Origin of the sequence: Pseudohalioglobus lutimaris (assembly GCF_002866825.1) — a bacterium.
GTDB lineage: Bacteria > Pseudomonadota > Gammaproteobacteria > Pseudomonadales > Halieaceae > Halioglobus > Halioglobus lutimaris.
Map to the genome: position 1 here is coordinate 1 of NZ_PKUS01000029.1, position 22,656 is coordinate 22,656.

Below are 22,656 nucleotides of genomic sequence, written 5' to 3' on the forward strand. Positions count from 1 at the left end.
TAAACGAACTTCGCAAATTCAGTTTAATGAATGCCGGTGTCCCCCGTTAATGATGAAGAGCCCAAACCAATTTTACGTTTTCCCGTCTCCCAACTGCGGGGGATTTGCGGGAGTTTTCATTTTTGATCAAGGTCAGCGTCGGCGCTGAACTACCCGACCAGCTCACTTTCTCCACCGCGTCTATCAGTTCCCCAATTTCTGCAGCGGAATAATGCGTCGTGATCTGGCCGTTCTTATGGCCCAGGAGCACCTGTCGGGTTTCATGACTGACACCTTTGGCCCGCAACCGGCGACCGAACGTATGCTTCAAATCATGTACCCGCACTTGCGGTAATTCAGCCTCCTCTCGCGCTCGGCGCCAAGCTTTGGTATTAATGCGATCAATCGGCTTACCCTTTGAGTAGGTGAATACATAGTCTGAGTTCTTACCGCGCTGACGATTGATCACCGCTCGCGCCTCAGCATTCATCACCACCAATCGATCCTCACCATTCTTGACGCCATTACCGGGGACAACAAACACACTGGTTTTCAGCTCGGGAATCGATACTTCCCAACTCCACTGTAAACAAGTCACTTCCTGCTCCCGCGTTCCAGTATTAACCTTGAACAAGGCCATGTCCCTTAAGTGTTCCGGCAAGCGCGCAAACAACCTCGCCTGCTCCTCCCATGATAGGGGATATGGCTTGCGGGCATCGCCACAGTCGAGCAACTGCAGCAAAGGGGCTGTCTCAAGCCAGGTCAAACCGGACTCATCCCGCCATAATCGGGCGGCAAGCGTCAGAATTCGCCGCACCACCGCCAGATCACGGTTGATGGTGTTGGCTCGCATACCCTGCTTACAACGGTGCCGGATAAACAACTCCAGCGTGCCCTGATGGACCCGACGCAAAGGCAGATCGCCTATGTATTGGTCCAGAATTTTCAGGGACTGTGCATAGCGGCCAATACTGCGCTTATGCTGGTAATCCAGCAAAAACCTGGTGGCCGCCTGCCGAAAAGAACGCTCCGCTCGAATGCCGTAAACATTCGCCTTGCGCATCTCTTCCAACCGTCGAATCAGGTACCTTTCCGCCTCCGCGAGCTCACTTGTTCCAGTGCTCTCGTGAAGTCGGCCATACCCCCTGACGCATTTATCGATGTGCCAGATGCCCTGGGTGCCTCTCTTGTAGAGGCCCGGGATTCGCTTTGACATAGGAAATCTCCTCTATGCTTTGGCGAACACCCACAGCGGTTCATATACTGCTCCGCCCAGGCGTCCATTTCAAGCCGGTCAAATGCAATGCCCTGCTTACCGATGGGAATCTCCGTGAGGCTTTTCCGAACCTCCCGGTTGAATCGGTTCTTGTCCATTCCCAAATAGCTGGGGGCATCACGCAAACGAATGAATCGGGGGAGAATCGAAGTCATCTCTCAGCGACCCAGGTACACAGCAGTAATTTGCTCTCTGACATGGCCCAGTTCTTTGCTGATCGTGAGGCGGGCCTCGTGATCCCTTCGTTTTTGAGCGTCGCTGAGTTTTGCTTTGGAAGGCCCACCCGCATGGGGCGATGGCCAGCCCGTGAGTTCCCGGTAGCGTTGTTGGGCATAGGCATGGCGCAGGCCATGCATTTTCGATAACCCGGCGTTGGCAGTGTGGCGCTCGTAGATTCTCAGCTGCTCGATGTACTGCCGGCCACCGGGAATCAGGGAACCCAGACCGGCCAGTTGCTTGGCTTCTTCCAGCAAGGCGCGCTGGTCAGAGGTGCGGATGGGGACTGTGCGTTCCCGCCCGCCCTTGGTCCAACTGGCCTTCAATTGCAGGTGATCTCTGCGATCCGCCCAGCGGGGCTGGATCTTCAGGGCTTCCTCTCGTCTTAGCCCAAAGGCCTGTTGCAGGCGCAGGCTCATGCGTACGTGTTCATCCTTGACTAGGGCGAGCTGTTCCTCCGCCAAGTCTTTTGCCTTGCTCTGCTCGGCCACAAACTGCCTGTCCGGTATTCCATAATAGTCATTGGAACTGGCCACCACGGCCCGCTTGCTCACCTTTTCGGCCCACCAGCGTAAGCAACTCATCCGGTTTTTGATGGTGCCGGGAGATAGGTCTTGTTTCAGCCAGTGGTCCACAAGGGTCTGGACATGCTTCTGTTTGAGGGACGTGGTCTTCAGTTGTCTGAAGCCCAGGTCGTGTAATTGGTTCGCGATGGCGCTGAGTTGCCTTTCCCGACCCACGCGCGTTTCGAAGCTGCCCTCATGGCTGTGTTTGCATAAGAGTTTCAGTTGGTAGTTCAGGTCTCGCATAGTGTTGCTCCTTCGGTAAGTGTTTCTGATCACCTGGCAACAGAAGCTGCGCAGGCCCGCAAGCGGTACGATCACGGGACACCAATCCCGATAGACCTGAATGTGTCTGGCCCTAGACAACACGGTGTGTTTTCGAATGAAAACTGGCCCGTGCAAACCAACGGTTCTCCAGCCATAGGCTGGGGGTGGAATTACCTCCTTATTGGATTGAGCAGGACGCACTGACCGCCAGTGCGTTTGCGGGGTTTAAGGAAACTGTCGAGTAACCAGGGCACGAGTGCCCTGACATCAACAGCGGTTATGGAACTGACCCCCGTGACAAGCGGGAGGAATTTGAAAGAGCGGTACCCAGATGATGCAGCACCGTGATGGTTCGAAGATGGACCCGGTCATGACTGACCGTTGCGTCATAGTGGTCCTGAATGACGCATTCGGCAGATTCCAAAACAACCGGATTCCACCTACCCCTTTCGCTTGCGCAAGGTGGGGTCTTCCTTGCCACTTTAAGCGCAGTGGCAGCGACAAGTGGCTCTACTATACGAACCCGAAATATGGCTGTCACAGAGAATTCAACCCGAATCGGGGGTGGTTTTATCGGACGCCTGGTGATTTGTTTGTCAGGAGCGGGTCGGAAATTACGCTTCAGGGGGACGGAGGGCTGCTTTGAGCTCGTAGATCCGCAAACTTAGGTACTTGGTGAAGTGGTTCCAGTGGAACCACCCATGAAATCGCATGTTGCAGAAGTGTTGCTGAGTTTATTGCCGTAGAGCGCGGGCGCCCACGTCACTACCCGCTGCGCGCGGCAGTGACTTGAGCGCGTGCTTACCGGCGCAGCACCTACTCCAGTGTCGAGAGTGTCTGGGCACGTCCAAACAGTGGCCACCCTATGGTTCACTCACTATCGTAAACGTATACTGTAGGTATACGTTTACGACATTTTACAAACCTCCGCTCCAACTCACTGTCCGATACGATGTTCGCGTGATAGCATCAGGTGCATACACGCTGCCACTCCATAACAAAGAGGGTACTCATGCGCACTGTCGTCGGCATCCGCTCTGAAAAGCGGACCAGCCAAGCTTCCCGCCATAGCGAACCTACGCCCACGGTCTGGTTCGCGTCATGGCGTCAGCTGGCCGGAGTGTTGTCAGACGAGAACCGGGCATTGCTCCGTTTGATGCAGGATAAGCAGCCGCGCACGGTACTGGAACTTGCAGAACTGTCTGGACGCGCGGCCAGTAACCTGTCGCGCACGCTGCGCAATCTGGAGGGTTACGGCCTGGTCAAGCTGCACCGCAGCCCGGACACCCGCGCCGTGCGCCCGGAAGCGCTGGCCACCGAATTTCTTGTGGTGCTGGACTGACCCCCACCGCGACTGAACAACAGGAACTATAAATGGCCAAGGGCAAAGACAAGAACAACGGCGGCAAGTCCCAATCGCAGCTGGGCTTCGAAGCCGAGCTATTCAAAACCGCTGACAAACTGCGCGGCAACATGGAGCCGAGCGACTACAAGCACGTCGCCTTGGGGCTGATCTTCCTCAAGTACATCTCGGACGCCTTCGAGGCCCGCCACGCTGAACTGCTGGCCGAAGATCCGCAAGCAGCGGAGGACAAGGATGAATACCTCGCCGACAATATTTTCTGGGTACCCAAAGAGGGCCGCTGGTCGCACCTGAAAGCCAACGCCAAGCGCCCTGAGATCGGCACCCTCATCGACGATGCCATGCGCGCCATTGAGAAGGACAACGAATCCCTGAAAGGCGTACTCCCCAAAGACTACTCTCGCCCCGCGCTCAACAAGGTCATGCTGGGAGAGCTCATCGACCTGATTTCCGGCATCACCATGAACGAACAGGGCGGTAAGTCCCGTGACTTACTCGGCCGCGTTTATGAGTACTTTCTAGCCCAGTTCGCCGGCAGCGAGGGTAAACGCGGCGGCGAGTTCTACACCCCGCGCTCCGTGGTGCAGGTATTGGTACAGATGCTCGAACCCTACCAAGGCCGCGTCTACGATCCCTGCTGCGGCAGCGGTGGAATGTTCGTGCAGAGTGAAAAGTTCGTACTGCAACACGGCGGGCGCATCGGCGACATCGCCATCTACGGCCAGGAGAGCAACTACACCACCTGGCGCCTGGCCAAGATGAACCTGGCCGTGCGCGGGATCGACTCCGACATACGCTGGAACAACGAGGGCAGCTTCCACAAGGACGAACTGCGCGACCTGCGCTTCGACCACATTCTCGCCAACCCGCCCTTCAACATATCCGACTGGGGCGGTGACCGCTTGCGCGAAGACCCGCGCTGGCAATTCGGCGTGCCGCCTGTGGGCAACGCCAACTACGCCTGGCTGCAACACATCCACTGGCATCTAGCGCCCTTTGGCACCGCTGGCGTGGTGCTGGCAAACGGCTCCATGAGTTCCAACCAGAGCGGCGAAGGCGAGATCCGCAAGGCGATGATCGAAGCCGACGCGGTGGACTGTATGGTGGCCTTACCCGGCCAGTTGTTCTATTCCACGCAGATCCCTGCGTGTCTGTGGTTCCTTGCACGCGATAAATCCAATGGCAAGCGCGGTAAGGAAACCCTGCGCGACCGGCGCGGTGAAGTGCTGTTTATCGATGCCCGCAATATGGGCATGTTGGTGGACCGCACCCGGCGCGAACTCACCGACGAGGACATCCAGAAGATCGCCGACACCTATCATGCCTGGCGCCAATCCGACTGGGGTCAGACCGCCGAAGGCGCTCTGACCCCTTATCAAGACATCCCCGGCTTCTGCAAGAGCGCCACCCTCGACGACGTCCGCAAGCACGGTCATGTGCTGACCCCCGGCCGCTATGTAGGTGCCGAGGCTGTGGAGGATGATGGTGAGCCATTCGCTGAAAAAATGCAGCGCCTCAGTGCGCAGTGGCGAAAGCAGCAGCAGGAAGCGACGCAGCTGGATGCGGCGATTGATGCCAACCTCAAGGAGCTTGGGTATGGCGGGTGAATGGCGCGATTCCACGCTTGGTGAAGTGACTGATTTCTTGTCGGGCGGTACCCCATCAAAGAGCAGAGCCGACTACTGGAACGGTTCAATTCCTTGGGTATCTGCAAAAGATATGAAGCAGTTCCGACTCGGAGATTCACAAGACCACGTTACTGAAGCTGGTGCTTCGAACGGTACAAGACTCGCTCCTGCTGGCTCGGTATTACTTCTAGTTCGCGGCATGACCTTGCTCAATGATCTGCCAATCTGCGTTATTGGCAAGCCCATGACGTTTAATCAAGACGTGAAGGCGCTTCGACCAAACATACATGTTACCGATGACTTCCTTCCGTATCTGTTGCTTGGGAATAAACATCGACTGCTCTCCCGAGTTGATCTTGCGGGCCATGGTACGGGACGGCTGAACAGCGACGAGCTTAAGGCGCTAACAATCGGTCTGCCCACCGAGCCCGAACAACGCGCCATCGCCTACATCCTCGGCACACTGGACGACAAGATCGAACTCAACCGCCGCCGCAACCAGACTCTGGAGGCCATGGCCCGCGCCCTGTTTAAGGACTGGTTCGTCGACTTCGGCCCCGTCCGCGCCAAGATGGAAGGGCGCGAACCCTATCTCCCCGCCGAGCTCTGGCAGTTGTTCCCCGACCGCCTTGATGATGAGGGGAAGCCGGAAGGGTGGGAGATGCAACCGCTCGATGAGATTGCAGCCTTTCTCAATGGCCTCGCCCTTCAGAAATTCCCAGCAACCGATCCTGACGACAACTTTCCGGTGATCAAGATCGCTGAGCTTCGCAATGGCGTCAGCGCCAAGAGCGGTCGTGCATCGCTTGATGTACCAGACAAGTACATTATCAAGGATGGCGATTTCCTGTTCTCCTGGTCTGGCAGTCTGCTGGCAAAGTTCTGGACCGAAGGTAAAGGTGCACTCAATCAGCACCTGTTCAAGGTCACCTCCGAGCGCTACCCCATGTGGTTTGTCAGCCATTGGGTGTATCACCACCTCGAAACATTTCAAGCCATCGCGGCCTCAAAGGCCACGACCATGGGCCACATCCAACGAGGTCATCTCAAGGCGACAGTGACGCTTTGCCCACCAGACATTGTGTTGGAGAGACTCGGGGTCGTTATGGCGCCTCTTGTCGAACAAGCGATTCACAATCAACTCGAATCCCGAAACCTCGCGCAACTCCGTGACACTCTGCTGCCCAAGCTGATCTCCGGCGCGCTGCGCATCGCGGATGCTGAAAAGTTTTTAAGCGTACAATCGCGAAAACATACATTTAATTCAAATATGGAGCGGATATGGCCAGAGCTGACCTATTAATTCGCCTTGTCCAATCCGGTATGAGGAGCGACAAGGCCAGCTTTAGAAAGGTCGTCGAGGCGATCATCGCCGAAGAGCGAACCAAGCAGCACAAGGTGCTGGCCGAGAAGCTCGAGGAGTTACTGAACGCCGCGCCGGTAGAACGCACCGTTACCAATGGCGGTGGTCCTATGCTGGATCAGCGCATGGGCAACCTGTTTCATGAGATTATGCCCCAGCGAAAGCTGTCCGATCTCATCCTGCCGGATGAGGTGCTGCAGATTTGCCAGAGCCTGATTCAGGAACAGCACCGGACCGACCTGCTCAGGTCATACAACCTGGAGCCCCGTCATCGCTTGCTCCTCATCGGACCGCCAGGTAATGGCAAGACTTCGTTGGCCGAAGCCATTGCAGAAGCACTGGTTGTCCCGCTGCTTGTGGTCCGTTATGAGAGTGTCGTCGGTACATATCTGGGCGAGACCGCTGTCCGCCTGAAGAAACTGTTTGAGTATGCCTCCACTCGGAAATGCGTGCTCTTTTTCGATGAGTTTGAAACCCTCGGCAAGGAGCGTGGTGATCTGCACGAGACCGGTGAGATCAAGCGCGTGGTGAGTTCGCTGCTCATGCAGATCGACAACCTGCCGAGCCATGTCATGGTTATCGGTGCAACCAATCATGCCGAACTACTGGACCGTGCTGTCTGGCGGCGCTTCCAGGTCCGCATGACTCTACCCGGCCCGACCCGCGCTCGCCTGACAGAGTGGTTCGAAAAATTCGAGCGCCGGATCAATATTCCCTTGGGATATGCCGCGGGCACGTTGGCAAAACGTCTACATGGGTCGAATTTCGCCGAAGTCGAAGAGTTCGGCACGACCGTGTTCCGCCAGTATGTGCTAGAACAATCGAACGCCAACATGAAGGATATCGTATCCAAAACCCTCCAGAGTTGGTCCGCCAGATCAGTCACCGTAGCGCAACAGCACGAACCGGAGGTGAAGGATGCCTGAACGCCCACTACTCCTTTTCCCGATGCCACAGCCGGCTGATAGGACAAAACAGAAACCCCAGTTCGGACGCGTTCACAAGCCCAATGTAACACGACAAGGTCAACGCCTTTCACCGATGTTCAACCAACTGCAGGCAGCTTTTGAAGCCCGCAGAGCTGAGATTCAGCAAAACATTGCGGGTATAGACCCCGAGCAAGTTTTAGTAATTGAGACCATTGGCAGCGTCGACAATTTTGCCAATGCCGTGAAACGTATCGAGGGACTCGAATGGATGGGTGAACTCGAGAGCGATGAGATTGCACCCGACCAAGATTTTTATGATGAGAATAATCCTGAAAAGGAGCTGAACGGGCGTCTGTATCTGGTAATGTCCAATCAGCGAGCCCTCGACGAAATGCTGTCCCTGTGGCGACGCTACCAGACTGATCCAAACATGCAGTTCGAGCGCGGCCTTACAAAGTTCCGCGATGTGTTCCTACACTTGAAAAGCATCCGTCGGTGGGATGTTCAGGACAGACTTCTTGAAACCGGCGTGATCGATCTCTGGCAGGCGGATCTTGAATACGACGGTGATCGTGTCATTCCGTTTGAGGCTGAGCTTTGGTTTCGTGGAAGCAACGAGCTTCGCGCAGTTAGCGCGAGACAAGTCATGAACCTCGTTCAGCAAGCTGGCGGTCGAATACTGAACCAGTCAGTGATTGAGGGCATCGCCTACCATGGGCTCCTGGCCGAACTGCCGGCTCATGCCATCCGATATATCGTGGAGAACCCAACAACTGAACTGGTTAAATGTGAGAACGTAATGTTCTTCAGGCCTGTTGGGCAAATGGTGGTCGGAGACCAATCTCCAGAGGGTGATGTGGAAATCGCCCAGATTGAAGAGATGCCAATGCCTACTGGCGATCCTGTCGTGGCTCTTTTTGATGGGGTTCCGCTGTCCAATCACCGCTTGTTGACTGGCCGTTTGATTGTTGACGATCCAGATAACTGGGAAGCTGATTACGCGGCCTCTGAGCGGGTCCATGGCAGCTCAATGGCATCGCTAATTGTCCATGGCGACCTGAATCAGTCACAGCCCTCTCTATCCAGACCGGTTTACGTTCGGCCTATCATGAAGCCGCTGAACTGGCTCGACACGCCTCGACCAGAGGGGATTCCTGAAAATTGCCTTGCGGTCGATCTTATTCACAGAGCGGTTAAGCGATTATTCGAGGGTGATCAGGGGGAAGGACCGGCAGCTCCTCACATTAAAGTAATCAACTTGTCAATCGGTGACCGAGCCCGCCAGTTTACACAGTCTATGAGCCCGATTGCCAGATTGCTGGACTGGTTGAGCATGAAGTATAGCGTGCTGTTTGTCGTCAGTGCCGGGAATCACCCAACAACAATTTCTTTGGGCGTATCTCGGGAGGAATTCGACTCGTTTCAAACTGACGAATTTGAAGCGGCAACGATCAAAGCACTGTACAGGGACGCCCGACACAGGAAACTTCTTTCGCCAGCCGAAACGATTAACGGCATCAGCGTTGGGGCAGTACATCTTGACGAGGCACAGGTTACCTACCAGGGAAATAGGATAGACCCATTTGGACGTCCATTACCCAGTCCCGTTTCAGCATTTGGCAGCGGTTATCGACGTGCAATAAAACCCGAACTTATCTTCTACGGCGGGAGACAATGGTACCGGTTGCCTTTACAGCCAACCAACCCCGTAACCATTGAGCCCGCAATTTTTCGCACAACCCCAGGAAACAAAGTCGCCTCACCCGGAAGCCTTGCCGGTGAACTAAACGCCACCTCCTACAGTTGTGGAACGAGCAATGCGACTGCTTTGATCAGCAGAGCCGCTGGCACTTGTTACGACTCTCTGCAGCAGATCTTCAATGAGCAAGCGGCTGAAGTCGATCCATCAAATTATGAAGTTCCCCTATTGAAGGCGATGTTGGTCCATGGTTGCTCGTGGGGCGATATAGGTTCACGAATTTCCGAGGTGCTTCGTACCCCTGAAAACGGCCGTCAGCTCAGTGGGCTGATTAGCCGGTGGATCGGTTATGGCATACCGGTGGTAGACCGTGTTCTGGATTGTACACATCAGCGAGCAACAGTCTTGGGCTTCGGGCAGCTTTCCGATGGTGAAGCTCACGTTTTCAGCCTGCCTCTACCTCCATCGCTGGGATCGCGCCCTGAGTGGCGACGCCTGACAGTTACCTTGGCTTGGTTGTCCCCAATCTCGGCAAGCACTCAAAAATATCGCACTGCAAGCCTTTGGTTTGAAATGAACAACAACGGCTTAGCTCCAACTCGAAGTGATGCCGATTGGCGAGCAGTGCGGCGCGGAACAGTCCAACACGAAGTGTTCGAAGGCCAGAAAGCGGAGCCGTTCATCGACGGGGAAGCTATCGAAATCAAAGTGAACTGCCGTGAAGACGCCGGAAAAATCCAGAACCCTATCGCGTATGGATTGACCGTCTCATTGGAGGTGGCTGAGGGCGCCGATATCGCTGTTTACAACGAGATCCGAACTCGAATTGCACCTGCGATTCAGATTCGCCCTGGTGAGAACCAGACAACATATGAAGGACCAGTCGCGTGATTCGCATCCATCATGATGTATATTCGGGTGGGTACCCATGAATAACATCGTGATTTTTGAAGCCGAAAATCAACCGGTACAAGTGCGACTGGAGGGCGAGACTGTCTGGCTGGTTCAGGCGCAAATGGCGGAATTATTCGGCACATCGGCTGACAATATCAGCCTGCACCTGAAAAATATCTTTAAAGACAATGAGTTGGACGAGGCGGCAACTACCGAGGATTTCTCGGTAGTTCGTCAGGAAGGGGCGCGCCAGGTCAAAAGGCAGCTCAAGCACTACAATCTCGACGTCATCATCTCGGTAGGCTACCGGGTCAGTACCACTCGCGCTACCCGCTTCCGCCAATGGGCCACCGGCGTACTGCGTCAGCATTTGGTGGAGGGTTACAGCCTCAACCAGCAGCGATTGGAGGAACGCGGCATTGAGTTCGAGCAGGCGTTCGACCTGCTTTCCAGCACCCTGGCCAACCAGCAGCTGGTCAGCCCGGAGGGTGAAGCGGTGTTGCGGGTGATCGCCGACTACGCCCGCAGTTGGAGCATGCTGCAGGGTTATGATGAGCAGAGCCTGATCGGGCAGACCAGCACGCAATGCGGTATGCGTTCGTTGCATCTGGATGACGTGCTCCCGGCGATTGCCCAGCTCAAGGCGGAGCTGATCGCCAAAGGCGAGGCCACCGAGCTGTTCGGCCAGTTGCGTGGAGATGCGCTTGCGTCCGCCATCGCAACCATTGAGCAGGGCTTTGGCGATGAGCTGTTCTATCCCAATGTTGCCAGCCGGGCGGCGCATCTGCTGTATCTGGTGATCAAAAACCATCCCTTGGCCGATGGCAACAAGCGCACGGGCTCATTTCTGTTTCTGTGGTACTTGCGCCTGAACGAGCACTTACTGGCGCGGCCAGTGGAAAGGCTGATTAACGACAATACGCTGGTAGCGCTGGCGCTGCTGGTAGCAGAGAGCAAACCTGCGCAAAAAGAGCTGATGGTGAAGCTGGTGGAGCATTTTGTGTTATTGACAACTGACTCGGCGGCCAAGGAAGACTGATGGCCTTTCTATCGGAAGCACAATTGGAAACCGCACTGTTGGAGCAGCTTGCCGTGCTGGGCTATACCTGCGCCTCCGACGATGTAATCGGCCCCGATGGTAAACAACCGGAGCGGGATGCCTACGACGAAGTGGTGCTCACAGCGCGACTCACCGCCACTGTAGCGCGCCTGAACCCGACGTTACCGCCAGAGGCACAAGCGGATGCCGTGCGCCGCCTGACGCAATCAGAATTGCCGAACCTGCTGGAAGAGAACCGTCGCATACACAGGCTTCTCACCGAAGGTGCCGATGTGGAGTATTACGGTGAGGATGGCACGCTAACAGCCGGCAAGGTGCGGCTGATCGACTTCGAACAGCCTGCCAACAATGACTGGCTGGCAGTGCAGCAGCTCACGGTGGTGGCAGGCCAGGCCAAACGCCGCCCGGACGTGGTGGTGTTCGTCAACGGACTGCCGCTGGCGGTAGTAGAGCTGAAAGCACCCGGTGGTGAAAGTGCCACACTGAGCAGCGCCTTCAACCAGTTGCAGACCTATAAGCAGCAGATTCCTGCCCTGTTTCATAGCAATGCCTTGTTGGTAACCTCAGACGGATTGATGGCCCGTGTCGGTTCCTTGTCGGCGGAGCAGGAGCGCTTCATGCCCTGGCGTACCACCGATGGCACACGCATTGAGCCAAAGGGCATGCCCGAGATGGCCACGCTGATCGAGGGCGTATTCGAACAGGGACGCTTCCTAGACGTGTTACGCCACTTCACCGTGTTTGGCGAAGGCCCGTCTGGTCTGATCAAGATCATCGCCGGTTATCACCAGTTCCACGCGGTGAAGAAGGCTGTCACATCAACACTGCGGGCCAGCATGGAAAACGTGCAGGCGGAGGACCCCGCGGAGTACGGTCTACCCAGCGTGGAAAGCCAGCCTGAAGGCGACCGCAAGGCGGGTGTGATCTGGCACACTCAGGGTTCCGGCAAGAGCCTGCTGATGGCTTTTTATGCCGGCCTGCTCGTATTCGACCCACGCATGGCCAATCCCACACTGGTAGTGCTCACCGACCGCAACGATCTGGACGACCAGCTGTTCGCGACCTTCGCCATGTGCAAAGACCTGCTGCGCCAGACGCCGGTGCAGGCGCAGGATCGAGATCACCTGCGCACTTTGCTCAATCGTGCTTCCGGCGGCGTAATCTTTACCACCCTACAAAAGTTCTCGACTGCGGCAGACGAGACCGACTTCCCAGCGCTGACCGACCGCTCCAACGTCGTGGTCATCGCCGACGAGGCGCACCGCAGCCAGTACGGTTTCAAGGCCAAGATGGCCAGCAAGACCGGCGAGATCGCCTATGGCTTTGCCAAGTACCTGCGCGATGCACTTCCCAATGCTTCCTTCATTGGCTTCACCGGCACACCCAGTGAGGCCACCGATGTGAATACGCCGGCCGTTTTCGGCCACTACATCGACATTTACGACATCAGCCGTGCGGTGGAAGACGGCGCCACAGTGCCTATTTACTACGAATCCCGGCTGGCGCGCATCGAACTGGACGAGGATGAGAAGCCCCGCATCGACGCTGAGATTGAGGCGCTGCTGGAGGACGAGGACGAGCCCAGCGCCGAGCGCACCAAACAGAAGTGGAGCACAGTGGAGGCATTGGTCGGCAGTGATAAGCGCTTGGCGCTGGTGGCCGACGATCTGGTGCAGCACTTCGAGGACCGGATAGCGGCGCTCAGCGGCAAGGCGATGATGGTTTGCATGAGTCGCCGCATCTGCGTAGCGCTCTATGACGAGATCATCAAACTACGGCCGCAGTGGCACAGTTCGGACGACAATGCTGGAAGCATCAAGATCGTGATGACCGGCGCGGCCAGTGATCCCGTGGAGTGGCAGCAGCATATCGGTAACAAGGCGCGCCGCGACCTGTTGGCAAAGCGTGCCCGTGATCCACAAGATCCGCTCCAGCTGGTGATCGTACGCGACATGTGGTTGACCGGCTTTGATGCGCCCAGCATGCACACCATGTACATCGACAAGCCGATGCGCGGCCACGGCCTGATGCAGGCTATCGCGCGCGTCAACCGCGTGTTCCGCGACAAGCCCGCTGGCTTGATCGTGGACTACATCGGCATCGCCCAGAACCTGAAGTCGGCGCTGGCGCAGTACTCCAAACCCGATCAGGACAAGACCGGCATCGACGAGTCCGAAGCCGTGGCGGTATTGCTGGAGAAGTACGAGATCGTGCGCGACATGTTCCACGGCTTCGACTACCGCACCGGCCTCCAAGGTACCCCAGGCGAGCGGCTGGCGATGATGGCAGGGGCTATCGAATGGATACTCACCAGGCAGCAGCAGTGGGCGGAGGCAGAGAAAACACCGGAGGCCAAGAAGGTGGCGCATCGGCGCTTTGCCGATGGTGTTCTGGCGTTATCCAAGGCGTTTGCGCTGGCGGCCAGTTCGGATGAGGCGCGCGGTATACGCGAGGAAGTCGGATTTTTCCAGGCGATCCGTGCCGCGCTGGCTAAGACGGCCGGCGTTTCAGGCACCACGCGGCAGGACCGGGAATTAGCCATCCAACAGGTTGTCAGTCGAGCTGTGGTCTCCACCGAGATCGTCGATATCCTCTCTGCAGCCGGTATCCAGACACCGGACATCTCCATCCTCTCCGACGAGTTTCTGCTCGAAGTACAGCAGATGGAGAAGAAGAACCTGGGGCTGGAAGCCCTACGCAAGCTTTTGGGTGACAGTATCAGCTCGCGCACCCGCAGCAACGTGGTAGAGACCCGTGCCTTCACCGAACGGCTGGAAGACGCCATCGCGCGCTACCACGCCAACGCGATCACCACCGCCGAGGTGCTGCAGGAGCTGATCAAGCTGGCCCAGGACATCCGCGCTGCCCGTAACCGGGGAGAGGAACAAGGCCTGTCCGACGAGGAGATCGCCTTCTACGACGCACTGGCAGAAAACGAATCTGCGCTGGAGGTGATGGGTGACGACAAGCTGCGCGTGATTGCCCACGAACTCCTGGTGAGCCTGCGCGAAAACGTCGCCGTCGATTGGGCCCACCGCGAATCGGCAAGGGCGCGGCTGCGTGTGCTGGTCAAACGCATCCTGCGCAAGTACGGCTACCCGCCCGACCTACAGGATGCGGCGGTACAGACAGTGCTGCAGCAGGCCGAGGTGCTTTCTGCCCTGTGGCAGCCCGGTCATTCACGTGCATGAGAAGTCCTTCCGGTATTCGCCAGAGCAATATTTCTCTAGCCTGATGGTCACATAAACCTATGCGCTGCTGAATGAACGTGAAACACAAAAGCCGTTATTTCACTTTATGGATTAAAAGTGAAATTAGAATCCCCTTGTTTCATTTGCAGCGGGTTAAAAGGACAGGCGAGGCGATCAAGGCACCACTGACACCTGCGGGAGATTTGCGGGACTTGTGGTGAAAAGTTGTGCTCTGTTATGCAAAATGGCTGTGGGCGTTCGGATTTAAGTTAATAAAATCAATCAGTTAAAAATATCCAGCACGATTCATAATGCTGGGGTCGGTGGTTCAAGTCCACCCGTAGCTACCACTTATTCCTTTCAAAAACAGCAGCTTACAATCGATCAAGGGGCTCTACCCAATTAACGGGGGACGGGCATTCACTCGTACCCGATTGATAGGCTCTACCCAATTAACGGGGGACGGGCATTCATCCGTACCCGACTGATAATACCGTCCCACCCGCAGTGGGTCAGCACTCTCAACCGATAGTTCTCAAAGTTTCTAAAACCATAGGTCCTTCTGGAGATCATTCTTCAGGTTTCACTGGTGACGACGCATCAGACTGATCAGACCACCGTTCTTGCGGCCTTCCAGGGCGTGCTGCTGCCAGATCTTCAAGAAGTGCTGATTGATGAGCCGGACCACGTGGAATCGATCGGCCACTATCGTGGCATTGGGGAAGTATGCCGGGCGACACTGCGGTGGGTTTCTGACAGGTCCATGACCATCACCTGCATATTGCCTCGGCCCCGGAGACCCTTCAAATAGTGGCGCAAACTGGATTCAGAGCGTCCCAGCTTTACCTCAAACAGGTTGTGGTTCTTGACGTCCACAAAGGTGGTGGTGAAGCCCTTTCGGCGAGTGAAGAAGTTCTCGTCCATGCCCAGCACCCGCGGACATCGTCTGTGGCCTTAGCTTGCCGGAATCAACCCAGGTTGTGAGCCACTTCGCAGTCCTGCCCGGAGCTCTGCGAAGTGCTCTCTAGTGATTTATACTGGTTGCTGCAGCGGTATGAACAGTCTTAGGGAGCGCTTTTTTGGAAAAGGATTTCTTCCTTGCACGACAGCCTATACTCGACAGGAACCTGAAGCTCTACGCCTACGAGTTGCTCTTTCGTGCGTCTGAGGAAAACAGCGCGCCCGCAGACCTCGATGACGAGGCCGCCACCGCGCAGGTGCTCACCAATGCGATGGAGATTGGTATCGACCGCCTGTCGCGCGGGCGGGTTACCTTTATCAACCTGCCACGGAAGTTTGTGCTGGATCCCAACCTGCTGCCCATAGAGCCAACAAGGGTGATGCTGGAGATACTTGAGGACGTGGTGCCTGACGACGACGTTCTGGCCGGTGTGAAGTCGCTGCGTGATTCTGGCTTCAAGATTGCGCTCGACGATGTGGTGGAGTCAGAAGATTACGAGGAGCTTATGCCGCATGTCGATACCGTTAAAATAGATATCCGCGCCATGCAGGAGTCAGACTGGGCGCCGCAGATTGAGCGTATCAAGGCCCATCACTGCAAGGTTCTCGCGGAAAAGGTGGAAACCGAGGAAGAGTTCCAGAAGCTGATGTCGCTGGGTGTGGACTATTTTCAGGGCTACTTTTTTGCCCGGCCGCGCATCGTTCGCGGCAAAAAGTTGCCAACCAACAAAATTGCCCTGTTGCGCCTGCTTTCGCGCATCAGCGACCCCGAGACCGATCTCGAAGAACTGCAGCAACTCATCAGCCAGGATGTGGGCCTGAGCGTGCGCGCACTGGCGTATGTGAATTCCGCTGCCAATGCGCTGAACCGCAAGATTGATTCCATCAAGGAAGCCATTGTTTATCTCGGGCGCGGCACCATCCGCAACTGGGTGGTGCTCTATATTATGAGCGGCGTAGACGGCAAGGCCGACGAGATTGTGACCATGGGCCTGGTACGTGGCCGGCTCTGTGAACTGCTGGCCCAGCGCAGCGGCCTTGAAAATCCCGACAGCTATTTTGCCGTGGGTCTGTTCTCGGTGCTGGACGCTCTGCTTGATGTGCCACTCGAAGAGGCACTCAAGTACCTGCCGTTACCTCAGGACATGCAGGATGCCCTGACCGAACGCGACGGTGATCGTGGCGAGGCCCTCAGCTATGCCGTCAGTCTGGAAGCCGGAGATGGGGAAGCCGTTGCCTACCGCGACCTGGATACGGCGGAACTGGCTGATATCTACATGGCCGCCGTGCAGTGGGGAGACACCGCGGCGCGCCAGGCCGGTTTGGAATAGCACCCGGTGGGCTAATTCGCAGGCCTGCTCTGCTGCGCTTCCCTACGCGGCAGTTTGGGAGTAGCCTGAACCTCATGTCAGGAGCTTTACCTGCAGAGGTGAGTGATGCAACAAGGCACGCTTCTAAACGAAAGCATTCCCTCCCGCGTGGAGGTCATGTTTGCGGATGCCAAAGGGGTAAACACAAGTTTTGCTGCTTAATGCAGTGGTTCCACTGGAACCATGCCTGAAAACTGCATTGAGCAGATGATGTACTAAGACTATTGCCGTAGGGCGGAGGCGCCCACGTCACTACCCGCTGCGCTCGGCAGTGACTTGAGCGCGTGCTTTACGAGGGACTAATGAGGAAGTGCGAGAACGCTGGGGCGGCGTGAGAGTAAGCCTGACCAGAAGCCGGCGTCGACACCTGCCAGCGCAACCCTGGAAGACCTCGAGCAAGGCTCGTTTAAAGCTCAATTAACCTGCTTGAGTTGGCAGCCTCAGGCGATACAAGGAAAAGCATGATCGATTTTGTTGCGACATTTATTTTCTTCTTTGCTGTCATCGACCCTATCGGCTCGGTTCCGGTATTTATCGCGGTTACCGGCCAGTATGATGATCGGACCAGAAGAGGCATTGCCGTCAAAGCGACACTTGTAGCGGCGGCAGTCTTGCTTTTCTTTGTAGTGGCCGGTGAAATCATTCTCACTGCAATGGTTATTCCACTTCCGGCATTCCAGATCGCCGGAGGGATCGTATTGTTTTTGTTCGCGCTCTCGATGATTTTCGGGGAGAGCAAGCCAGAACAAGAACTTAAGTTAGCGGTAAGCGGTAACGAAACCGCTATATTCCCTATTGCCGTCCCCTCTATCGCCGGGCCAGGCGCGATGCTTGCGGCTGTATTGATGACGGAGAACTCTCGCTATAGTCTTATAGAGCAGGCCCAGACGGCCGGGATGATGCTTTTGGTACTGGTGGTTGTCCTGGTGCTCCTGCTCGGTGCGAACTGGATTCATCGGCTTATTGGCAACAGCGGGGCAAGTATTGTCAGCCGGGTGATGGGGTTGATACTGTCTTCCGTCGCCACCACAAATGTGCTGGCGGGAATCACGGAATATTTTTCCCTGTAACATGCAAACGCAAACTCATAGGGCCCGGCTCCGGGTACTCAGCTTTAGCCGCATTAGGTTATATCCAGCTACCGCGTAGATCGACGAAGACACGGCCAGATGTATTTACACCCACCCTGCTTGCCCTTGAAATTTACTGCCCCGTATTCACGAGCATGTCCTGATAATCACGCTGCCAGCTGAGTCACTCCTGGGTCACGTATATCTGATACTCCGGGTTGGTAGACTCGATAACGCTGTCTGCGCGGGCTTTGTAACTGTCTTTGAAGTCATCATGCGTAAATATCCAGAACTGTTCTTTACGAATGCCTTCAAAGATAATTCTGGCGCACTCCGCGGGTGGCATACCTTCTTCAATCCCTGTTTCCAGGAATGACATCAGTTCGGAGTTGGCTTCCCTGGCGACCGTGGATGTGACGGGGCGACTGGTGCCGGAATTCGCAATTCCGGTTGAGATGGGCCCGGGGCACACTACCGATGTTTTCAGTTTGGCATCGATGCTTGCCAGTTCGTAATGCAGGGTTTCGGTCAGGGCGACCACTGCCTGCTTGCTCACGGTGTAAGGGCCCATTAGTGGTGCTGCCAGTAACCCTGCAAGTGAAGCGACGTTGACGATGTGTCCGGGCGTATCCTGCTCAAGCATGCGTGGTACGAAACTATGGAGACCGTGAACCACGCCCATCAGGTTGATATTGAGAATCCATTGCCAGTCTTCGGGGGGACGCTCCCAACTCAGGCCGCTGATCAGAACCCCGGCATTGTTTATCAACAGGTCCACCTGTCCAAAGGCCTTGTACGCCGCGTCCGCCAGCGTATCCAGTGCCCTGGGGTCGGAGACGTCCGTGGTCACGGCAACGACCTTGGCACCATCGGCACGCAGTTCGTCAGTAACGCCCAGTAGCTGTTCGGCGTTGCGGTCAGCCAGTACCAGTTGCATGCCTTCACGGGCACAGTGTCGGGCCAATCCCAAACCTATCCCGCTGGCAGCGCCGGTAACAACCGCGACTTTGTTTGCAAATAGTTGCATTATGATTCCCCCTAAGTCTGTTCAGCACCCATATTAGCTTCCCGTCGATGTGGGTCCATATCGTTTATGTGAACAATATGGTTTTTTGCCTGATGCGCATACTGCCATATCAGTGCCTGAGATATCGGCAGCGGAATAAAGCTGAGTCCGAACGTTTCTTGTTTGAGGAACGGTGGACACCATTAGTAGTATGTAGCAGCGACCATGAGCAGTCGCTGAATACTTCAAACGAGGCCTCTAAGGCGTTGTTTGTGTAGCCAGTCCAATTCGGCGATGCGGCAGCACACAGGATCACGATATCTCAGCTAGAATGGCGTCATTGGGCCAGCATTTAGCTTCCAGCGGAGAGCAGGAGTCTGGTCACGGATAAGCCGGCGCCACGGCGAAGGCATTGCGGTAGATGTAGCCGGTTATAAGCAGATAACAGACTTGGCGGAAAAGTAACTCGTTGAGTTGCTTGTCAATGCAGTTTCAGGAGCTTCTATGACAATTCGATATGTGTGGGCAAGAGTACCCAGCCTGTTATTATTCATTGCTTGTATAGCGGCCAGTTCCCGTGCCACCGCTGCCCCAGGCAGCTATTCACCCTATGTGGACGACACGACCCCCAGGCGCGTGTACTGGGGCGACACCCACCTCCATACCAGTTGGTCCGTAGACGCGGCTGTCCTGGGGCGCACAACGCTGACGCCTGACACCGCCTACCGATTCGCTAGGGGTGAGCAGGTAACCGCCACCAATGGCATGCAGGTGAAGTTGAAAGAACCTCTGGATTTCCTGGTGATTTCCGACCACGCCGAATACCTCGGGCTTATGCAGCAGATCAACCGTCAGGACCCGCTGCTGATGGAGACATCCCAGGGGGCACGCTGGCATGGCATGTTCCAGGAGGGACAGGACAGCATACGCAAAGCGCTGTTCGAAATCCTGATGGGCCTCGCCCAGCCAGACAAAATCGGCAGCACCGAATTGCGCCGCAAGACCTGGGAGCAGGTAACCGCGAACGCCGACCAGTACAACGAGCCAGGCGTGTTCACCGCTTTCATTGGCTACGAGTGGACCAGTTCCATGAATAATGCTGACAACATGCACCGGAACGTGATTTTCAGGGATAGCGCCAGGCTGGCGGACAAGATGCTGCCCTTTACCGCCCAGGATTCGCAGGATCCGGAAGCGCTCTGGGGTTTTCTTGAACGCTATACGCAGGCCACCGGCGGGCAGGTGATGGCCATTCCCCACAATGGCAATTTGTCCAACGGCATGATGTTCAGCGACAAGCGGGTAGACGTCTCTGCGTTTGATCGCAGTTATGCGCAGCGGCGAGCCCGTTGGGAGCCCCTGTACGAGGTGACCCAGATCAAAGGCGATGGTGAAAGTCACCCACTGCTGTCACCCAATGATGAATTTGCAAACTACGAGAACTGGGACCTGGGCAACCTGGCAGGTGAGCGCAAAGAACCCTGGATGTTGCGTTATGAGTACGCACGGTCGGCGCTGAAGCTGGGACTGGCTCACGAAAAGAAACTGGGTGTGAACCCCTTCAGGTTTGGCATGATAGGCTCAACGGATTCGCACACCGGACTGGCAACCGCAGCTGAAGATAATTTCTGGGGTAAGTTCAGTAAGTACGAGCCCGGTAATGATCGCCTCACACCCTCGGTCCTGCCCCCCGCGAAAGACCCGGAGCTGAATGTGCTCGGCTGGCAGTCTGTAGCATCGGGATACGCAGCGGTCTGGGCCACCGATAACACCCGCGAAGCGATCTTTGACGCGATGCAGCGCAAGGAGGTTTTCGCCACCACAGGGCCGCGAATCTCCGTGCGCTTTTTCGGGGGCTTTGAGTACAAGGCGGATGACGCCCTGCGTCCTGACTACGCAAGGGTGGGGTACAGTAGGGGGGTGCCCATGGGTGGCGACCTGGGAAATGCCCCGGCGAATCGTTCGCCGCGTTTTCTGGTCGCCGCAAACAAGGATCCATTCGGTGCCAATCTCGATCGCATCCAGATTGTGAAAGGCTGGCTGGACAGTGACGGCGAGCTACACGAAAACGTCTACAACGTGGCCGTGTCCGATGAGCGTCCTGTTGTCGACAATGTGGTTGAACCGGTGGGAGACACGGTGGATGTTTCAACGGCAAGCTACGCCAACAGCATTGGCGAGCCGCAGTTGCTGACGCGGTGGATTGACCCGGACTTCAATCCCGCGCAGCACGCGTTTTACTACGCTCGAGTGCTGGAAATTCCGACGCCGCGCTGGACGGCGTATGATGCGAAGTATGCTTCCACTGATGTAGTCCAGGGCATTCCAATGAAAACCCAGGAGCGTGCTTATACCTCCCCGATCTGGTACAGCCCGGCGGAGCAATCAACCCGGTGATAGCACGATCAGGTGCAGGTAGAAGGCCTTTGGACAGCGTTGAGCGCTTTCAATGATTGATCATCACGCTGAGATTTCGATACAGTACCTCGCCCCGATTCTCAATGAGCTTGAAATTATCGGATTCAGCCTTCCTGCTGTTTTTGAGTACGCGGGTTTGAATCTACCAGATGGTCAGCGTGACCTTCACCAGCTGGTGCTCCCCGTACTCGACTTTACGACCCTCTATGCGCGCTCGCTCGCGTTGCTTGAAGTGGAAACCAGCGAAAGAGCCGACAAAACCCCCTCTGACAAGGGGCGGCTGGAGGTGATGTGCTGCGTGGCGATAGCCTGTCCAGATCTTGAAAATGCTATCCGTCAGCTGTCAACGCTGAGTCGCTTCAGTCATCCCCGCGACATTTCAATGTGTTTAGTGGAAGAGGGTGATACAGCAAGCCTTGTGCTTGATTTTCATCGCAGTTCTCGCGCTACAGCGTCGCTGCTTGTAACCGTCGCGTCAATGATCTTCCTGCACCAGATATTTTCCTGGGTGATTGGCCGTCGGATTACTTTGCGCGAGTTGCGGTTCAAGTCGTTTGAGCCGGACCAGCCTGTTCCTATGATTGACCTGCTGGATGCGCCCGTTTTGTACGGGCAAGCGGAGGACATGATGGTGTTCGATAGCGCGCTTTTGTCCTGGCCGGTGATCCGCAATTACGCGGATCTGCAGAAAATCATCGACTACATTCCCTTTGATATCTGGTACAGCGGCATCGTTGATCTGCCACTGGCGGGCCGAATTCGTAATATGCTGATTTCGGCCCTGCACAGTGGCCTGCCGCTTCCCTCTACAAAATCATTGTGTCAGATGTTCCACGTCAGTGAGGCCACACTGCGCCGACGCCTGGGCGATGAAGGTAGCAGTTACTCCGCCATTAAAGAAGAAAGCCAGAGCGCATTTGCGCAATACATGCTGCGCTGCACAGAGGAACCGATCAGTGACATTGCGCTCAGAACAGGCTTCGGTGACGACCGCTCCTTCCGTCGCGCTTTTCAACGCTGGGTGGGCTTGAGCCCCTCGCAATATCGCAAAAAGGCATCATCCGCTGCTGCGCAGCCTTAATCCGTCAACACATCTCCCGAGAGGTTGTCCACGGTGACCAGGTTGTCGTAGTAGGCGATGTCCGGCACGCAGCCCATACTCGCGGAGAAACCCTCCACAAAGGCATCGCTAAAGAAGGCCTCGGCGGCTGACCTGTTTTCCCATAAATAGACTGACAGCCCCTCTCTGCTGTTTTCGTCGAAGCAGAACTGCTTGCTGTATAGGTGGGGCATGCCCTTGAACATGCCGTCGGCACCCTGCTTGAACATGGCTGCCACTTCTGCTCGGTCAGAGTCGCCTGGTACCTGGTATTTGACGATTACTGTAATCATAAGGTTGCTGTC

15 protein-coding genes and 1 pseudogene are annotated in these 22,656 nt (G+C 56.1%); 11 read left to right on the plus strand and 5 right to left on the minus strand.

Annotated features, from left to right (window positions below):
- Window positions 1-46: 46 nt before the first annotated feature.
- Both C0039_RS16815 and C0039_RS16820 read right to left on the minus strand, forming a co-directional pair.
- A complete protein-coding gene (locus tag C0039_RS16815) occupies window positions 47-1,042 on the minus strand; it encodes a tyrosine-type recombinase/integrase (RefSeq protein WP_243391646.1) in 996 nt (331 codons plus the stop codon).
- Between the two features lie 371 nt (window positions 1,043-1,413).
- On the minus strand, window positions 1,414-2,280 hold the full coding sequence (locus C0039_RS16820; protein WP_101518738.1) for a phage integrase N-terminal domain-containing protein: 867 nt from the start codon (window positions 2,278-2,280) through the stop codon (window positions 1,414-1,416).
- A 1,033-nt stretch (window positions 2,281-3,313) separates the two neighbouring features.
- Here C0039_RS16820 and C0039_RS16830 point away from each other — a divergent pair.
- From C0039_RS16830 to C0039_RS16860, 7 genes are read left to right on the plus strand one after another with little or no spacing between them, the layout of a single operon-like run.
- Window positions 3,314-3,643: an HVO_A0114 family putative DNA-binding protein gene (locus tag C0039_RS16830; RefSeq protein WP_101518740.1), complete on the plus strand. Its 330-nt coding sequence runs from the start codon at window positions 3,314-3,316 to the stop codon at window positions 3,641-3,643.
- Between the two features lie 32 nt (window positions 3,644-3,675).
- Window positions 3,676-5,271 carry a class I SAM-dependent DNA methyltransferase gene (locus C0039_RS16835; protein ID WP_101518741.1) on the plus strand — a complete coding sequence of 532 codons (1,596 nt, stop codon included), beginning with the start codon at window positions 3,676-3,678 and terminating at the stop codon, window positions 5,269-5,271.
- Window positions 5,261-6,595, plus strand: a complete 1,335-nt coding sequence (locus C0039_RS16840) for a restriction endonuclease subunit S (protein WP_207796476.1) — start codon at window positions 5,261-5,263, stop codon at window positions 6,593-6,595. The genes C0039_RS16835 and C0039_RS16840 overlap by 11 nt, the downstream gene beginning before the upstream one ends.
- A complete protein-coding gene (locus C0039_RS16845) occupies window positions 6,574-7,581 on the plus strand; it encodes an AAA family ATPase (RefSeq protein ID WP_101518743.1) in 1,008 nt (335 codons plus the stop codon). The genes C0039_RS16840 and C0039_RS16845 overlap by 22 nt, the downstream gene beginning before the upstream one ends.
- A complete protein-coding gene (locus tag C0039_RS16850; RefSeq protein WP_101518744.1) occupies window positions 7,574-10,174 on the plus strand; it encodes a S8 family peptidase in 2,601 nt (866 codons plus the stop codon). Before C0039_RS16845 ends, C0039_RS16850 begins: the two co-directional genes overlap by 8 nt.
- A 37-nt stretch (window positions 10,175-10,211) precedes the next feature.
- Window positions 10,212-11,216, plus strand: a complete 1,005-nt coding sequence (locus C0039_RS16855; RefSeq protein WP_101518745.1) for a virulence RhuM family protein/type II toxin-antitoxin system death-on-curing family toxin — start codon at window positions 10,212-10,214, stop codon at window positions 11,214-11,216.
- Window positions 11,216-14,428: a type I restriction endonuclease subunit R gene (locus C0039_RS16860; protein ID WP_101518746.1), complete on the plus strand. Its 3,213-nt coding sequence runs from the start codon at window positions 11,216-11,218 to the stop codon at window positions 14,426-14,428. The genes C0039_RS16855 and C0039_RS16860 overlap by 1 nt, the downstream gene beginning before the upstream one ends.
- 583 nt (window positions 14,429-15,011) lie before the next feature.
- Here the strand turns inward: C0039_RS16860 and C0039_RS21520 are convergent.
- Window positions 15,012-15,352, minus strand: a pseudogene (locus tag C0039_RS21520) (transposase).
- 155 nt (window positions 15,353-15,507) lie between these two features.
- Here C0039_RS21520 and C0039_RS16870 point away from each other — a divergent pair.
- Both C0039_RS16870 and C0039_RS16875 read left to right on the plus strand, forming a co-directional pair.
- The gene (locus tag C0039_RS16870) at window positions 15,508-16,719 is read left to right on the plus strand and encodes an EAL and HDOD domain-containing protein (protein WP_075998734.1); all 1,212 of its coding nucleotides are present in this window, start codon (window positions 15,508-15,510) and stop codon (window positions 16,717-16,719) included.
- Window positions 16,720-17,219: 500 nt separating this feature from the next.
- A complete protein-coding gene (locus tag C0039_RS16875; RefSeq protein ID WP_075998733.1) occupies window positions 17,220-17,828 on the plus strand; it encodes a MarC family protein in 609 nt (202 codons plus the stop codon).
- A 184-nt stretch (window positions 17,829-18,012) separates the two neighbouring features.
- On the opposite strand, the gene C0039_RS16880 is transcribed toward C0039_RS16875, so the two are convergent.
- Window positions 18,013-18,855, minus strand: a complete 843-nt coding sequence (locus C0039_RS16880; protein ID WP_075998732.1) for an SDR family NAD(P)-dependent oxidoreductase — start codon at window positions 18,853-18,855, stop codon at window positions 18,013-18,015.
- 483 nt (window positions 18,856-19,338) lie between these two features.
- On the opposite strand from C0039_RS16880, the gene C0039_RS16885 reads away from it, so the two are divergent.
- Both C0039_RS16885 and C0039_RS16890 read left to right on the plus strand, forming a co-directional pair.
- On the plus strand, window positions 19,339-21,231 hold the full coding sequence (locus C0039_RS16885) for a DUF3604 domain-containing protein (protein ID WP_101518747.1): 1,893 nt from the start codon (window positions 19,339-19,341) through the stop codon (window positions 21,229-21,231).
- 52 nt (window positions 21,232-21,283) lie between these two features.
- On the plus strand, window positions 21,284-22,333 hold the full coding sequence (locus C0039_RS16890; RefSeq protein ID WP_101518748.1) for an AraC family transcriptional regulator: 1,050 nt from the start codon (window positions 21,284-21,286) through the stop codon (window positions 22,331-22,333).
- Here C0039_RS16890 and C0039_RS16895 read toward each other — a convergent pair.
- Window positions 22,330-22,644 (minus strand): antibiotic biosynthesis monooxygenase family protein, encoded by a 315-nt coding sequence (locus tag C0039_RS16895; RefSeq protein ID WP_101518749.1) that lies wholly within the window; start codon window positions 22,642-22,644, stop codon window positions 22,330-22,332. The two genes, C0039_RS16890 and C0039_RS16895, sit on opposite strands and share 4 nt — an antisense overlap.
- Window positions 22,645-22,656: the final 12 nt, after the last annotated feature.